Origin of the sequence: Citrobacter sp. CK202 (genome assembly GCF_030333225.1) — a bacterium.
In the GTDB taxonomy this organism is placed as follows: Bacteria; Pseudomonadota; Gammaproteobacteria; order Enterobacterales; family Enterobacteriaceae; genus Citrobacter_B; species Citrobacter_B koseri.
In genome coordinates this window covers 65,026-79,973 of sequence record NZ_JAOWGI010000024.1, presented here as the reverse complement: position 1 = coordinate 79,973, position 14,948 = coordinate 65,026, and the positions used below count along the sequence as shown (strand labels likewise).

Here is a 14,948-nt window from a genome sequence, read left to right as displayed (position 1 = left end):
AGGTGAACGCGAAAAAACGACTGCTCTCAGGTTTTTTAATCATCTGTATCGCCGGGGTGGTGTGGGCTTTGCCTCCCGGTTTTCTCTCCCTTGATACCCTGAAACGCTATCACACGATGCTGGCGGCCTGGCAGCAACAGTCGCCATTCCTGAGCGCCGGTCTCTATTTTCTGGTCTATACGCTGGTGGCGGCCTTATCGATTCCCGGCGCTGCGCTGCTGACGCTACTCGGCGGCGCGCTATTCGGACTCTGGCAAGGAACGCTGCTGGTCTCCTTCGCGTCAACCCTCGGCGCTACGCTCGCCATGCTGGCCAGCCGCTACCTGCTGCGGGAGTGGATCTCCCGCCGGTTCGCACGCCAGATGCAAACCGTAAATCATGGTATGGCGCGCGACGGCGCCTTTTATCTGTTTGCGCTACGCGTAATGCCGCTGTTTCCCTTTGTTCTCGTTAATTTACTCGCCGGGTTGACGTCAATCCGCGTACGTCAATACTGGTGGATCAGTCAGGCGGGCATGTTTCCGGCAACGGTGATTTATCTCAACGCCGGACGCCAGCTCAGCCAGTTGACATCAATACGCGACATCATTTCCCCCGGTATGCTGGCGGCCTTTGCCCTGCTGGGGCTGTTACCACTGGCCTCCCGTTGGCTGGTTAAGCGTTTTTTACGATCCTAATTTCAGGAGCGATCATGCGTCGTACTCTATTACTGGCGGGTCTGCTGTTGACGGGCCATGTGCAAGCCGTCGAAAACTGGCAGGCGGTGAAAGATGAAGCCAAAGGCCAGACCGTCTGGTTTAACGCCTGGGGCGGCGACAATGCCGTTAATCAGTATCTCGACTGGGTCAGCGGCGAGATGAAAACGCATTACGCCATTAACCTCAGGATTGTCCGGCTTGCGGATGCCGCCGATGCCGTGAAACGCATTCAGACTGAGTCCGCTGCCGGGCGTAAAACCGATGGTTCCGTCGATCTGCTGTGGGTAAATGGCGAAAACTTCCGCACGCTGAAAGAAGCCGGACTGCTGCAAACCCACTGGGCGGAAACGCTGCCAAACTGGCGCTATGTCGATACGCGCAAACCGGTACGCGAGGATTTTTCCATGCCGACGCAAGGGGCGGAGTCACCCTGGGGCGGCGCGCAGTTAACCTTCATTGCTAACCGGGATATTACGCCGCAGCCGCCGCAAAGCCCGCAGGCGCTACTCGCTTTTGCGAAAGCCCATCCCGGTACTGTCACCTACCCACGGCCGCCGGATTTTACCGGGACGGCGTTTCTGGAACAGCTGTTACTGGCGTTAACCCCTCAACCGGATGCGCTCAAGGTCGCGCCGGATGACGCGACGTTCAATTCCGTCACCGCGCCGCTATGGGCATACCTCGATGCGCTGCATCCCAGCCTGTGGCGGAAGGGAAAAGACTTCCCTCCCTCTCCCGCCCGGATGGACGCGCTGCTGCAAGCCGGTTCGCTGCGCCTGTCTCTGACGTTTAATCCCGCTCATGCGCAGCAAAAGGTTGCCAGCGGCGAACTGCCCAAAACCAGCTACAGTTTCGGTTTTTCACAAGGCATGATTGGCAACGTGCATTTTGTCACGATCCCGGCGAACGCCCGCGCCAGCGCAGGCGCAAAGGTGGTTGCCAATTTTCTGCTCTCCCCCGACGCGCAGTTGCGCAAAGCCGATCCGGCGTTCTGGGGCGATCCTTCCGTGCTTGACCCGCATAAGCTGCCCGCCGGGCAGCGGGAAGCGTTACGGTCGCGCATTCCTGACGGGTTGCCGCCTACGCTGGCGGAACCGCATTCCGCATGGGTGAACGCGCTGGAACAGGCATGGCTACGCCGCTACGGTACGCAGTAACCCTGCTGGTCTGGGGCGTGATGGCGGTCATCTGGCTGCCGCTGGTTCCTGCCGCATTCACGCTTATCACGCCCGCGCTCTCCGCTACGCACTGGCTGGCGCTGTTTAGCGATCCGCAGCTTCCGCAGGCGCTGCGGGCAACGCTGGTCTCCGTCACCCTGGCGGCAACCGGCGCGCTGGCTATTGCGCTGACGATCGTCGTCGCGTTGTGGCCTGGCGCAAAATGGGCGCGTCTTTGCGCCCGCCTCCCCTGGCTACTGGCCATTCCCCATGTGGCCTTTGCCGCCAGCGCCCTGCTGCTTTTTGCCGAAGGCGGGATGCTTTATCGCCTTTTCCCCTCGCTCACGCCGCAGATGGATCGCTATGGCATCGGGCTTGGGCTCACGCTGGCCGTCAAAGAGAGCGCCTTTCTGCTCTGGGTTCTGTCGGCATTATTAAGTGAAAAACAGCTTTCGCAGCAGGTCATCGTGCTGGATACCCTGGGCTACAGCCGTCTGCAATGCCTGAGCTGGCTGCTGTTACCCGCCGTTGCGCCAGGATTAGGCGCGGTGATGCTGGCGATTGTCGCCTGGTCATTATCGGCAGTGGATGTCGCGATGATTCTGGGGCCGGGCAATCCACCTACGCTGGCAGTGTTAAGCTGGCAATGGCTGAGCCAGGGCGACGCCGACCAACAGGCCAAAGGCGCTCTCGCCAGTTTACTGCTCGTGGCGTTGCTTATGCTTTTTGCTCTGTTCGGCTATCTCATCTGGCGGGGATGGCAACGCCCCCTTCCTGCCATCAACGGTCTTCGCCGCCAGCGCTTATCAGGCAGAAGCGGAAAAACGTTGGCGCTAACGCTGCCGTTAAGCGGCATGCTGTGCGTGGCGCTGCTGGCCTGTATGGCTGAACCCGCGTCGGTGAACCGCGAAGCGCTGATGAACAGCCTGCAAATGGGGCTGGCGTCCGCCGTGCTGGGGTTGATGACGCTGTTCTTATGGCTGGAATGGGGGCCGCAAACCGGGCATCGCTGGGTCTGGCTGCCAATATTGCTGCCTGCGCTGCCGTTGGTCGCCGGGCAATACACTCTGGCGCTGCTCGCCGGGCAAGACGGCCAGTACGCTACCGTTATCTGGGGACACCTGCTGTGGGTTATCCCGTGGATGTTATTCGTCCTCAAACCCGCCTGGCAGCGCATTGACCCACGGCTGGTGCTGATCGCGCAAACGCTGGGCTGGACGCGGGCTCGTATCTTCTGGCGCATCAAGTGCCCACTTTTACTGCGCCCCGCATTGTTTGCCTTCGCGGTCGGTTTTTCCGTCAGCATCGCCCAATACATGCCGACACTCTGGCTGGGCGCCGGACGCTATCCTACGCTCACCACAGAAGCCGTGGCGCTCAGCAGCGGCGGCAGTACCACAATTCTTGCGTCGCAGGCGCTATGGCAACTGCTGTTACCCCTGCTGGTTTTCGCGCTGACGGCGCTATGTTCACGCGTCATTGGCCACTATCGTCAAGGACTCCGCTAATGCTCATCGTTCAACATCTCACGCTGCGCCAGGACAATCACCGCTTATTGAATCAGGTCGCCTTTCAGGTCAAAAAAGGTGACATTGTCACGTTAATGGGACCCTCCGGTAGCGGAAAGTCTTCGCTGTTTTCGTGGATGGTCGGCGCACTGCCGTCTCAGTTTCAGGCCTCCGGCGAGCTTTGGCTCAACGAACGACGCATCGATACGCTCCCCACCGCGCAACGTCAAATCGGTATTTTGTTTCAGGATGCCCTGCTGTTTGACCATTTCAGCGTCGGGCAGAACCTACTGCTGGCGCTGCCTGCCGCGATAAAAGGGGCGGCCAGACAAACGGAAGTGCGGCATGCTCTTGAGCGCGCCGGGCTGGACGGGTTCAGCCGCCGCGATCCGGCGTCATTGTCCGGCGGCCAGCGCGCCAGGGTGGCCCTGCTTCGCGCGCTGCTGGCACAACCGCAGGCATTACTGCTGGATGAGCCGTTCAGCCGACTGGACGCCGGGCGCCGCGACGCCTTCCGCCGGTGGGTCTTTGCCGAAGTACGGCAACAAAATATTCCGGTGGTACAGGTGACGCACGATATCCAGGATGTTCCTCCCGGCGGCACGGTGCTCCAGATGGAGGCGTGGGCGTGAATATGCCGACAAACTGCGTTAACGCAAAGTTTTTCCCTGCCAGCCAGCAGAGAATGGCGCCCTCTTATTTTAACGTCGGGCTATTCGATGAAACGTGTTTCTCAAATGACCGCGCTGGCACTGGCTTCAGGACTCGCCTGCGCTTCCTCCTGGGCTGCTGATATGGCGCAGTCGCTTACCTTCAGCCAGCTACAGCAAAAACAGGGCGCCGCAATTGATACGCGCCAGAGCGCTTTCTACAACGGCTGGCCGCAAACCCTTAATGGCCCTTCCGGTCACGAACCTTCCGCACTGAATCTGTCAGCCTCCTGGCTCGATAAAATGAGCGACGAGCAGCTCGCCGCCTGGCTGCAACTGCATCAGCTCAGGAAAGACGCCCCGCTGGCGCTGTATGGCAATGACAGTGGCGTACAGGCTGTGAAATCACGTTTACAGAAGACAGGCTTCAGCCAGATTGCTACGCTGAGCGATGCGCTGACCGATCCTTCCCGACTGCAAAAGCTCCCTCACTTCGAGCAATTAGCATACCCACAGTGGTTGCACGCCCTTCAACAAAACCAGCCGGTTACGGCTAAACCGGCGGGAGACTGGAAGGTGATTGAAGCAGGCTGGGGCGCGCCGAAATATTATCTGCTCAGCCATATTCCCGGCGCCGGATACATCGACACCAATGAGGTGGAAAGCGAACCGCTGTGGAATAAAGTCTCTGACGCGCAGTTGAAAGCGATGCTGGCGAAACACGGTATTCGCCATGACACGACGGTTATTCTGTATGGCTGCGACGTATACGCTGCGGCGCGCGTTGCGCAGATTATGCTCTATGCGGGCGTGAAGGACGTTCGTCTGCTCGACGGCGGCTGGCAAACCTGGTCCGATGCGGGTCTGCCGGTTGAACGCGGCATGCCGGCTGACGTGAAGCAGGAACCCGACTTTGGCGTGGCGATCCCGGCGCAGCCGCAGTTAATGCTGGATATGGAACAGGCCCGCGCCCTGCTGCACCGTCAGGACGCATCGCTGGTCAGTATCCGTTCCTGGCCGGAATTTATCGGCACCACCAGCGGATACAGCTATATCAAGCCAAAAGGCGAAATTGCCGGCGCGCGTTGGGGACATGCGGGCAGCGACTCCACGCATATGGAGGATTTCCATAACCCGGACGGCACCATGCGCAGCGCAGAGGATATCGCCGCCATGTGGAAGCAGTGGGATATCCTGCCGGATCAGCACGTTGCCTTCTATTGCGGCACCGGCTGGCGCGCCTCCGAAACGTTTATGTACGCGCGGGCGATGGGCTGGAAAAACGTCGCCGTGTATGACGGCGGTTGGTACGAATGGAGCAGCGATCCGAAAAATCCGGTGTCCACCGGCGAGCGCGGCCCGGACAGCAGTAAGTAGTCGTAATGCGCCTGATGGCGCTGCGCTTATCAGGCCTACGGGAAAGCGTCGTGCCATACTGATGCCTGATGCCTGATGGCGCTACGCTTATCAGGCCTACAGGGAGGATCTTTTTCCAGGCCGGATAACCTTCAGCGTCAGGTAGCCACTCCAGACCCTTGTCAGGGTGGTCATCCAGCACAACGCGCCAAATACCCACGCCAGAACGGGGAAATAACGCGGAAACAGGCAGCTCAGGACAAAAAGCAATATCGTCTCGGTGCCTTCGGTCAACCCGCCCAGATAGTAAAACGATTTGTGCGCATAGCCCGGATTATCAATCTGATGCTTCGCCGCCAGCGCCGCAAACGCCAGAAAACTGCTGCCCGTACCGATAAACGCAAACAGCAGCCAGCCCCCTGCCAGCGCATTTTGTTCCGGTGCGGCCAGGATAAAGCCAAACGGAACCAGCGCGTAAAACAGAAAGTCGAGGGTGATATCAAGAAATCCCCCCGCATCGGTTAACCCTCTGCGCCGTGCCAGCGCGCCATCCAGCCCGTCGAACAGGCGATTCAGCACAATGGCCGCCAGCGCGGCCAGATACCAGCCCAGCGCCAGAAACGGCAGCGCCAGCACGCCAATGGCAAATCCGAACAGCGTCAGGCCGTCCGGGGTGATCGCCGGTTTATCGAGATACGCGGCACAGCGGTGCAGGAGCGGTTTAACCCGTGGGTGCAGATGCCGGTCAAACATGTGGCACCCCTTTCAATGCGTCACACAGCCCTTGCGAAGGAATATCCAGCGCGGCATTAAAACGCGCCGACAGGTTCTGAAAGGCGATCAGCGCCGTCATTTCGGTAATCGCATCGTCAGTAAAATAGCGTTTCATCATCGCCTTGAGCGACTCATCAACCTGCGGCGGCGTGGCGGTCACGGCCTCGGCATAAGCCAGTGCGACACGCTCCTCCTCGCTGAACAGCGTGGACGATTGCCACCCGGCAACGGCCTGTACTTTATCCAGCGCCCCACACCGTTCGGCCAGGCGTAAACTGTTGGCATCCACACAGAAGGCGCAATGGCACACCTGCGAAACGCGCGTCATCAACAACGCGCGCATCACCGGCGTTACCCGCGCGCGCTTACGTTCCAGAAACCCGACAAACAGCGCCACCAGCCAGAACAGAAACGGCATTCGCCCCCACCAGCGCGTGGGGTGCAGAACGTCGCCGTAATGTTTTTTCTGCGTAGCGACGAGAGGTTTCAGACTGGAAGGGATATGGGTCAATGGGCTAACCCAGGGTTGTGGATCGTTCAACGCTTGCTCCTGAAGACTTTAGGTCACGCAAAGATAAGGATAGTATGTCACTTTCCGTTGTTGAACCTTGATGAATATGATGAAAACCATTGATGTCGTCGCCGCAATCATTGAGCGTGACGACAAAATATTGCTGGCTCAACGCCCGGAACACGCCGATCAGCCGGGTATGTGGGAGTTTGCCGGAGGCAAAGTGGAGTCCAGTGAGACGCAACCTCAGGCGTTGATTCGCGAACTGCGTGAAGAGTTGGGTATTGAGGCGGTTGTCGGGTGCTATATCGCCAGCCATCAGCGCGAAGTCTCTGGCCGGCAGATCCATCTGCACGCCTGGCACGTCCCGGCGTTTACCGGCGCCGTCACCGCGCATTATCACCAGAACATGATCTGGTGTTCGCCAAAAGAGGCGCTGCGTTACCCGCTTGCGCCTGCGGACATTCCGCTGTTAGAGGCGTTTATGGCTTTACGCGACGCCAGACCAACGGATTCGTACTGAGCGTTTTTTCGTCGCGCTGGCATTGCAGCAGCACGCCTTCGGCTTTAATCACCGCCCCTTCCGAATAGTTTTGATCCTGGTAGACGCAGCACTGATTGCAGGGCTGCGCACGCTGCCCGCTGGAGCTGAACACTTCGGGCGGGACGTTAACCTCCACATCCGGGCGATAATGCTGATTCGCCAGCGCGGCAAAAGAGACCATCGCCGCTGCTGCCGCGATAAATAAACGATGCATAGCGTTTCCTTGTTATGAAGCCTACCTTCAGTATAACGGTCGTAAGCGACTGAAACTTTAGCCACTCCATTCATCGCTTTTTATTATGACGCGCGCGCCGTTATTAATTTCCCTGGCACGCCATTTTTTTTTCTTGCTTACCGTCACACTGCTGGTGGTATAGTCAAAAACTGCATAAACACGAAACACAACATTATAAATATAACCATATCAATACATAAGAGGTTCTTATATCTATGGATCAGACATGTTCTCTGGAGTCGTTTCTAAACCATGTTCAACAGCGTGACCCCAATCAGACCGAGTTCGCGCAGGCCGTTCGTGAAGTAATGACCACGTTGTGGCCTTTCCTTGAGCAAAATCCTCGTTATCGTCAGATGTCATTGCTGGAACGTTTGGTTGAGCCAGAACGCGTGATCCAGTTCCGCGTGGTGTGGGTGGACGATCGTAACCAGGTGCAGGTTAACCGTGCCTGGCGCGTACAGTTTAATTCTGCCATCGGCCCGTATAAGGGCGGGATGCGTTTTCATCCTTCCGTTAACCTCTCAATCCTGAAATTCCTCGGCTTCGAGCAGACGTTTAAAAATGCGCTGACCACGCTGCCGATGGGCGGCGGTAAAGGCGGCAGCGATTTCGATCCTAAAGGCAAGAGCGAAGGCGAAGTGATGCGTTTCTGTCAGGCGCTGATGACGGAGCTCTATCGCCATTTAGGGCCAGACACTGACGTACCTGCTGGCGATATCGGCGTGGGCGGACGTGAAGTGGGCTTTATGGCCGGTATGATGCGTAAGCTCTCCAACAACAGCGCCTGCGTGTTCACCGGGAAAGGCCTCTCGTTTGGCGGTAGCCTGATTCGCCCGGAAGCCACCGGTTATGGCCTGGTGTACTTTACCGAAGCGATGCTCAAACGCCACGGTCTGGGTTTTGAGGGTATGCGTGTGGCGGTGTCCGGTTCCGGCAACGTGGCGCAGTACGCTATCGAGAAAGCAATGGCGTTCGGCGCTCGTGTGGTGACGGCTTCGGACTCCAGCGGCACCGTCGTGGATGAGAGCGGCTTCACCGAAGAAAAACTGGCGCGCCTGTGCGAAATCAAAGCCAGCCGTGACGGTCGCGTGGCGGATTACGCCCGCGAGTTTGGCCTGCCCTATATGGAAGGCAAACAGCCGTGGTCAGTGCCGGTTGATATCGCCCTGCCGTGCGCAACGCAGAACGAACTCGACGTGGACGCCGCGCGCGTGCTGATCGCCAACGGCGTGAAAGCGGTGGCGGAAGGCGCCAATATGCCAACCACCATTGAAGCCACCGATCTGTTCCTTGAAGCCGGCGTGCTGTTCGCGCCAGGTAAAGCGGCCAACGCAGGCGGCGTGGCGACCTCCGGTCTGGAGATGGCGCAGAACGCCGCGCGAATGAGCTGGAAAGCCGAGAAAGTGGATGCGCGTCTGCACCACATCATGCTGGATATTCATCATGCCTGTGTGGAATACGGCGGCGAAAACAAACATACCAACTATGTTCGCGGGGCGAATATCGCAGGCTTCGTCAAAGTGGCCGACGCGATGCTGGCGCAGGGTGTGATTTGATTTTCCGTGGCATGCAGGCCTGATAAGCGTTGTAGGCCTGATAAGCGCAGCGCCATCAGGCATTGCCAGATGGCGGCGTAAGTGCCTTATCCGGCCTGTGCGTTATACGCTCGCCTCTTCTGACGGCGGGCTTTTTTTCGCCGCTCGCTTACGAGGCGCGCTCTTTTTCTTCTCGCCGCCACCGCCTGGCGCGACAATGCCCCGGAACTGACGTACCGGCGTGCGTTTAGCCTGATCGATCAACTGAAACAGCGTGCCGACCAGCGGCTGCATAAAATCCTGATAGCGGCACTGCTTTTCACTGATTTGCGTCAGGACAGACTCCCAGTGCGCCGTCATATCCGGTCGGGCAGCCATCTCCGGTAACGAGTGAATCAGGGCTTTCCCGGCATCCGTTGAATGAATGTAACGCCCTTTCTTGGTCAGGAATCCGCGCCTGAACAGCAGTTCGATAATGCCCGCGCGCGTCGCTTCGGTTCCCAGTCCGTCGGTCGCTCGCAGGATCTTTTTCAGATCTTTATCCTGCACGAAACGGGCAATCCCGGTCATGGCGGACAGCAGCGTAGCATCGGTAAAATGGCGTGGCGGCTGGGTCTGACGCTCAACGACCTCGCCCTTTTCGCACAGCAGTTCGTCGTCTTTCGCCACCACCGGTAACGGCGTACCGTCGTTCTCTTCGTCACGCTCTTTATTACCCAACAGCGTTCGCCATCCGGCCTCCGCCAGAAAACGCGCTTTGGCGACGAATTTCCCCTTCGCAATTTCCAGTTCAATGACGCATTTGCGAAATACCGCGTCCGGGCAGAATTGCATCAGGTACTGGCGTGCGATCAGGTTGTACACCTTCGCTTCATTGTCGCTGAGGGAAATTGATGAACTGCGCGCAGTCGGGATGATCGCGTGGTGAGCGTCGACTTTTTTATCATCCCAGCAGCGGTTTCGCGTGTCCGGGTCAACCACCGGCTGCGGCAACAAATCCGCGGCATGCACGCCAATGGCGTTCATCACCGCATGGCGTCCGGCAAAATGTTCTTCCGGCAGATAGCGGCAGTCGGAACGCGGATAAGTAATTAATTTGTGGGTTTCGTACAACTTCTGGCAGATATCAAGCACGTTCTGCGCGCTCAGGCCAAAGCGTTTCGCCGCTTCAATCTGCAACGCCGACAGCGAAAACGGCAGCGGGGCAGATTCTGATTCCCGTTTATCGTTATAGCTGGTGACGATCGCGGGCTGACCGTTAATACGATTCACCACATGCTCCGCCAGCGGACGATGCAGCAAACGCCCCTCTTCATCCTGATACGGTTCGCACGCTTCACTGGGTTGCCAGATGGCGGTAAACCGCTCCTCAGCTGGCGTGACGATATGCGCTTTCACTTCAAAGAAATCTTTGGCGACGAAGTTCTCGATCTCTTCATCGCGGCGAACCACCAGCCCGAGAACCGGTGTCTGAACACGCCCTACCGAGAGCACGCCCTGGTAGCCCGCGTTGCGCCCGAGAAGGGTATACGCGCGGGTCATGTTAATGCCGTACAGCCAGTCGGCGCGCGCACGCGCCAGCGCGGAGACGCACAGCGGCACAAATTCACTGTTGGCGCGCAGCCGGGAAATCGCACGCTCCACCGCCTGCGGGTTAAGATCGTTGATCAGGCAACGCTGCACCTGCTGGCGTTTTTCCGGGGACAGTTGCAGATAATCCAGCACCTCGTCCACCAGCAGTTGCCCTTCGCGATCCGGGTCTCCCGCGTGAATCACTTCGCTTGCGTCATGTAAAAAGCGCTTAATGACATTGAGCTGCTTCGTCACGGAAGGACGCGGCTGGAGCTGCCACTTTTCCGGCACAATCGGCAGATCGGCCAGATTCCAGCGCGCATAACGACCGTCATACGCGTCCGGCTGCGCCTGTTCAAGCAGATGGCCGATGCACCAGGTCACCACCTGTCCATTCCCGCATTCGATAAAGCCGTCGCCTTTGCGGTGCGGCTTTGGCAGCACATCCGCAATGGCGCGGCCCAGACTCGGCTTTTCGGCAATAAACAACCGCATCGAATTAACGGATCTCTACCATGGCGCGACCGCCACGGGCGTCAACCAGTTCACCAATCGCCGTCAGTTCAATACCAAACTCCGCCGCGGTGACTTTCACTTCCTCTACCGCTTCCGGCGTCACCGCCAGCAGCAGGCCGCCAGACGTTTGCGGATCGCACAGCAGATCACGCACCTCGCGCGGCATGTCGCCCATCAGATGACCGTAGCTGGCGAAATTACGCTCCGTCCCCCCCGGCACTGCGCCAAGTTTAATGTACTCTTCGACGCCCGGCAGTTTTGGAATGTCCTGATAGCAGATCCGCGCCTGCACGCCTGCGCCCTGGCACATTTCGCTGAGGTGCCCCAGCAGACCAAAACCGGTCACGTCGGTCATCGCTTTCACGCCGTCGATATGGGCAAACGACGCCCCCGCAATGTTCATCCGGCACATCACTTCTGTCGCCAGCCCCTGATGTTCCGGCTTGAGCAGTGATTTTTTCTCGGCGGTGGTCAACACGCCAATGCCCAGCGGCTTGGTGAGGAACAGTTTGCATCCGGCCTGCGCGGTGCTGTTTTTCTTCACGCGCTCGGTCGGCACCACGCCGGTGACAGCCAGACCGAAGATGGGCTCAGGCGCGTCGATAGAGTGCCCGCCCGCCAGCGCAATACCCGCCTGACGACAGGCAAAACGCCCGCCTTCGGTGACTTCCCGGGCAATTTCCGGCGACAGTTTGTTGATGGGCCAGCCCAGAATGGCGATCGCCATAATCGGTTTGCCGCCCATCGCGAAGATATCGCTGATGGCGTTGGTCGCCGCAATACGGCCAAAATCAAACGGATTATCGACAATCGGCATAAAGAAGTCGGTGGTGCTGATGATACTGGTGCCATTACCCAGGTCGTATACCGCCGCGTCATCGCGGGTTTCATTGCCCACAAGCAGGTTCGGGTCGACAAACTTCGCCTGCTCGCTGTGCAGGATGGTTTCCAACACTTTAGGGGAAATTTTACAACCGCAACCGGCTCCGTGGCTGTATTGCGTTAAACGAATAGCGTGCTCGCTCATGGACATCTCCTGTCATTGCAATCGGGCTATGGTAGCGCTCATTCCATGACGTGGTAAGAGAGAGTGTCTGAATTCCGGCGTCTTTGCTCATAATCCAGACAGTTTTGCCGAATAATCGGCAGGCGCTCATCGAAAAAGCCGCCTGCCGGGGCCATGACGCTTAGAAATACGTCACGAAAGGCGTCGGGTCCGGTACGCTGATGGCCGTTGACGCTTTCAGCTGCGGCGTGCCCAGATAGAGGAAGCCCACAATTTTATCCTGTGCGCGACAGCCGAACGCCTCGCGAACCACCGGGCTTTCGGTTAACGCGCCGCTGCGCCAGATGCCGTTGAAGCCTTGCGCAATCGCCGCCATCTGCATCGCCATAACCGCACATCCTGCTGACATCTCCTGCTCCCACAGCGGCACTTTGTGGTTCTCCTCGCATTTCGCCACCACCGTGATGATCAGCGGCGCGCGAAATGGCGCGGTGCGCGCTTTCTCTATCGCTTTCTCATCGCCTTCCGCCGCAATGGCGCCCTGCTCCAGAACAGCGCTGAAGCGCTCACGCCCCTCACCTTCAATCACAAAAAAACGCCAGGGTTGCAGGGATTTGTGATCGGGTACGCGCATGCCCGCGCGCAGAATATTTTGTAACTGTTCACCCGCAGGCGCGGGTTCGGCCAGACGAGAGGCGCTACGACGGTTTACAAGTAATTCGAGTGCGTCCATTTGGTTAACTCCAGCAATGATATTTATTCACAAAATTAACACGAGAGGGGATTTAGTTACAGCACAGGCAGTGATTCCTGCTGACAAGTGCCTGCCTGGTCATTACGATACCCACATCTTATACGCTTTCTCTCTGAGTATGACGGAGATAGCGGAATGTTAATCTGGTAGGGAGAATACATGCGAACCCTGTGGCGATTTATTGCCGGATTTTTTAAGTGGACATGGCGACTGCTGAATTTCGTCCGGGAACTGGTGCTCAACCTGTTCTTCATCTTTCTGGTTCTGGTGGGCGTCGGTATCTGGATGCAGCTTAGCGATGGCAACACCAGCCAACAAACTGCACGCGGCGCGCTGCTGTTGGATATTTCCGGCGTGATCGTCGATAAACCGTCCAGCACCAACCGCCTGGGCGTCATTGGCCGACAGCTGTTTGGCGCCAGCTCTGACCGCCTGCAAGAAAACTCACTGTTTGATATCGTCAACACCATTCGTCAGGCGAAAGACGATCGCAATATCACCGGCATCGTGATGGATCTGAAAAACTTCGCGGGCGCCGATCAGCCTTCCATGCAGTACATCGGGAAAGCGCTGCGCGAATTTCGCGATAGCGGCAAGCCGGTCTTTGCCGTAGGCGACAGCTACAGTCAGGGGCAATATTACCTGGCGAGCTTCGCCAATAAAATCTGGCTTTCTCCGCAGGGTACGGTCGATCTGCACGGCTTCGCAACCAACGGACTGTATTACAAATCCTTGCTGGATAAGCTGAAAGTCTCCACGCATGTCTTCCGCGTCGGCACTTATAAATCCGCCGTGGAACCGTTTATCCGCGATGATATGTCGCCTGCCGCGCGCGAAGCGGACAGCCGCTGGATTGGCGAGCTGTGGCAAAACTACCTGAACACCGTTGCTGCGAACCGTCAGATCCCCGCGCAGCAGGTCTTCCCTGGCGCGCAGGCTATGCTCGACGGGCTGAGCAAAGTGGATGGCGATACCGCGAAATACGCGCTCGACAACAAACTGGTGGATGCGCTGGCGTCTAACGCCGAAGTGGAAAAAGCGCTGACCAAACAGTTTGGCTGGAGCAAAGCAGAAAACAACTATCGGGCCATCAGCTATTACGATTATTCGCTGAAAACGCCTGCCGATACCGGCGACGGTATTGGCGTCGTGTTCGCCAATGGCGCGATTATGGACGGTGAAGAGACGCCGGGCAACGTTGGCGGCGACACGACAGCGTCGCAAATCCGCGATGCGCGCCTGGACCCGAAAGTGAAAGCGATTGTGCTGCGCGTAAACAGCCCCGGCGGCAGCGTCAGCGCCTCTGAAGTCATTCGCGCCGAACTGGCCGCTGCGAAAGCCGCAGGCAAGCCGGTTGTGGTGTCGATGGGCGGAATGGCGGCATCCGGCGGTTACTGGATCTCCACCCCGGCAAGCTACATTGTGGCGAACCCGAGCACCCTGACAGGCTCAATCGGCATCTTTGGCGTTATCAACACCGTTGAGAACAGCCTGGATTCGATCGGCGTGCATACCGATGGCGTCGCCACCTCGCCGCTGGCGGACGTTTCTGTCACCAAATCGCTGCCGCCTGAAGTGCAGCAGATGATGCAGCTCAGCATTGAGAATGGCTACAAACGCTTTATCACGCTGGTTGCCGATGCGCGTAAGAGCACCCCGGCGCAGATTGATAAAATCGCACAGGGGCATGTCTGGACCGGTCAGGATGCAAAAGCGAATGGTCTGGTAGACAGTCTGGGTGACTTTGACGACGCCATCGCCAAAGCCGCAGAGCTGGCTAAACTGAAGCAATGGCATCTTGAGTATTATCAGGATGAACCGACATTCTTCGACAGAATCATGGACAGCATGTCCGGCTCCGTGCGCGCAATGCTGCCGGAAGCCATTCAGGCGATGCTCCCGGCGCCGCTGGCGACAGCCGCCAGCGCGGTAAAAGCAGAGAGTGATAAACTGGCTGCCTTTAACGATCCGCAAAACCGTTATGCGTTCTGCCTGACCTGCGCGAACGTGCGCTAAATTGCCATTGCCGGATGGCGATGCTATCGCGTCTTATCCGGCCTACGAGTTTCGCGTAATTTGTAGGCCGGATAAGGCGCAACCGCCTCCGGCAATATAAGAGACTTCACTTC

Annotated in this window: 14 protein-coding genes; 8 read left to right on the top strand and 6 right to left on the bottom strand. The window is 58.1% G+C overall.

The window, feature by feature from the left end; all coding sequences use genetic code 11:
* The first annotated feature begins 2 nt into the window (after nt 1–2).
* The 5 genes from OGX84_RS08595 to OGX84_RS08575 all read left to right on the top strand — a co-directional run bounded on the left by OGX84_RS08595 (nt 3) and on the right by OGX84_RS08575 (nt 5,390).
* Entirely contained in the window at nt 3–677 is a 675-nt protein-coding gene (locus OGX84_RS08595) for a TVP38/TMEM64 family protein (protein ID WP_012132644.1), read from the top strand.
* Between the two features lie 14 nt (nt 678–691).
* The gene (locus tag OGX84_RS08590) at nt 692–1,855 is read left to right on the top strand and encodes an ABC transporter substrate-binding protein (RefSeq protein ID WP_286457831.1); all 1,164 of its coding nucleotides are present in this window, start codon (nt 692–694) and stop codon (nt 1,853–1,855) included.
* Nucleotides 1,828–3,363 (top strand): ABC transporter permease family protein, encoded by a 1,536-nt coding sequence (locus OGX84_RS08585; RefSeq protein WP_286457829.1) that lies wholly within the window; start codon nt 1,828–1,830, stop codon nt 3,361–3,363. Before OGX84_RS08590 ends, OGX84_RS08585 begins: the two co-directional genes overlap by 28 nt.
* Entirely contained in the window at nt 3,363–3,995 is a 633-nt protein-coding gene (locus OGX84_RS08580) for an ATP-binding cassette domain-containing protein (protein ID WP_012132647.1), read from the top strand. The genes OGX84_RS08585 and OGX84_RS08580 overlap by 1 nt, the downstream gene beginning before the upstream one ends.
* A gap of 87 nt (nt 3,996–4,082) precedes the next feature.
* On the top strand, nt 4,083–5,390 hold the full coding sequence (locus OGX84_RS08575; RefSeq protein WP_286457826.1) for a sulfurtransferase: 1,308 nt from the start codon (nt 4,083–4,085) through the stop codon (nt 5,388–5,390).
* Between the two features lie 96 nt (nt 5,391–5,486).
* Here the strand turns inward: OGX84_RS08575 and OGX84_RS08570 are convergent, their stop codons facing one another.
* Together OGX84_RS08570 and OGX84_RS08565 are read right to left on the bottom strand one after the other, a co-directional pair.
* Entirely contained in the window at nt 5,487–6,122 is a 636-nt protein-coding gene (locus OGX84_RS08570) for a CDP-alcohol phosphatidyltransferase family protein (RefSeq protein WP_198448242.1), read from the bottom strand.
* On the bottom strand, nt 6,115–6,684 hold the full coding sequence (locus OGX84_RS08565; protein ID WP_286457824.1) for a carboxymuconolactone decarboxylase family protein: 570 nt from the start codon (nt 6,682–6,684) through the stop codon (nt 6,115–6,117). The genes OGX84_RS08570 and OGX84_RS08565 overlap by 8 nt, the downstream gene beginning before the upstream one ends.
* A 76-nt stretch (nt 6,685–6,760) precedes the next feature.
* Here OGX84_RS08565 and OGX84_RS08560 point away from each other — a divergent pair, with 76 nt between their 5' ends.
* Entirely contained in the window at nt 6,761–7,177 is a 417-nt protein-coding gene (locus OGX84_RS08560) for a pyrimidine (deoxy)nucleoside triphosphate diphosphatase (RefSeq protein WP_286457877.1), read from the top strand.
* Here OGX84_RS08560 and OGX84_RS08555 read toward each other — a convergent pair.
* Nucleotides 7,137–7,379 (bottom strand): YnjH family protein, encoded by a 243-nt coding sequence (locus OGX84_RS08555; protein ID WP_172773950.1) that lies wholly within the window; start codon nt 7,377–7,379, stop codon nt 7,137–7,139. The two genes, OGX84_RS08560 and OGX84_RS08555, sit on opposite strands and share 41 nt — an antisense overlap.
* Nucleotides 7,380–7,648: 269 nt before the next feature.
* Here OGX84_RS08555 and gdhA point away from each other — a divergent pair, with 269 nt between their 5' ends.
* The gene (gene gdhA / locus OGX84_RS08550; RefSeq protein ID WP_012132655.1) at nt 7,649–8,992 is read left to right on the top strand and encodes an NADP-specific glutamate dehydrogenase; all 1,344 of its coding nucleotides are present in this window, start codon (nt 7,649–7,651) and stop codon (nt 8,990–8,992) included.
* Between the two features lie 102 nt (nt 8,993–9,094).
* On the opposite strand, the gene topB is transcribed toward gdhA, so the two are convergent.
* From topB to OGX84_RS08535, 3 genes are all read right to left on the bottom strand, one after another.
* Complete coding sequence (topB, locus tag OGX84_RS08545; protein ID WP_012132656.1) at nt 9,095–11,038, bottom strand: DNA topoisomerase III; 1,944 nt, start codon at nt 11,036–11,038, stop codon at nt 9,095–9,097.
* 4 nt (nt 11,039–11,042) lie between these two features.
* Entirely contained in the window at nt 11,043–12,086 is a 1,044-nt protein-coding gene (gene selD / locus OGX84_RS08540; RefSeq protein WP_024130393.1) for a selenide, water dikinase SelD, read from the bottom strand.
* 160 nt (nt 12,087–12,246) lie between these two features.
* Complete coding sequence (locus OGX84_RS08535) at nt 12,247–12,798, bottom strand: NAD(P)H nitroreductase (protein WP_286457823.1); 552 nt, start codon at nt 12,796–12,798, stop codon at nt 12,247–12,249.
* Between the two features lie 180 nt (nt 12,799–12,978).
* Between OGX84_RS08535 and sppA the strand changes: the two genes are divergently transcribed.
* The gene (sppA, locus tag OGX84_RS08530; protein ID WP_012132659.1) at nt 12,979–14,835 is read left to right on the top strand and encodes a signal peptide peptidase SppA; all 1,857 of its coding nucleotides are present in this window, start codon (nt 12,979–12,981) and stop codon (nt 14,833–14,835) included.
* Nucleotides 14,836–14,948 lie beyond the last annotated feature (113 nt).

Coding starts and splice junctions, on each gene's coding strand:
- OGX84_RS08590 (WP_286457831.1), top strand. CDS start 692: ATGCGTCGTACTCTATTACTGGCGGGTCTGCTGTTGACGGGCCATGTG.
- OGX84_RS08585 (WP_286457829.1), top strand. CDS start 1,828: ATGGCTACGCCGCTACGGTACGCAGTAACCCTGCTGGTCTGGGGCGTG.
- OGX84_RS08580 (WP_012132647.1), top strand. CDS start 3,363: ATGCTCATCGTTCAACATCTCACGCTGCGCCAGGACAATCACCGCTTA.
- OGX84_RS08575 (WP_286457826.1), top strand. CDS start 4,083: ATGAAACGTGTTTCTCAAATGACCGCGCTGGCACTGGCTTCAGGACTC.
- OGX84_RS08570 (WP_198448242.1), bottom strand. CDS start 6,122: ATGTTTGACCGGCATCTGCACCCACGGGTTAAACCGCTCCTGCACCGC.
- OGX84_RS08560 (WP_286457877.1), top strand. CDS start 6,761: ATGATGAAAACCATTGATGTCGTCGCCGCAATCATTGAGCGTGACGAC.
- OGX84_RS08555 (WP_172773950.1), bottom strand. CDS start 7,379: ATGGTCTCTTTTGCCGCGCTGGCGAATCAGCATTATCGCCCGGATGTG.
- gdhA (WP_012132655.1), top strand. CDS start 7,649: ATGGATCAGACATGTTCTCTGGAGTCGTTTCTAAACCATGTTCAACAG.
- topB (WP_012132656.1), bottom strand. CDS start 11,038: ATGCGGTTGTTTATTGCCGAAAAGCCGAGTCTGGGCCGCGCCATTGCG.
- selD (WP_024130393.1), bottom strand. CDS start 12,086: ATGAGCGAGCACGCTATTCGTTTAACGCAATACAGCCACGGAGCCGGT.
- OGX84_RS08535 (WP_286457823.1), bottom strand. CDS start 12,798: ATGGACGCACTCGAATTACTTGTAAACCGTCGTAGCGCCTCTCGTCTG.
- sppA (WP_012132659.1), top strand. CDS start 12,979: ATGCGAACCCTGTGGCGATTTATTGCCGGATTTTTTAAGTGGACATGG.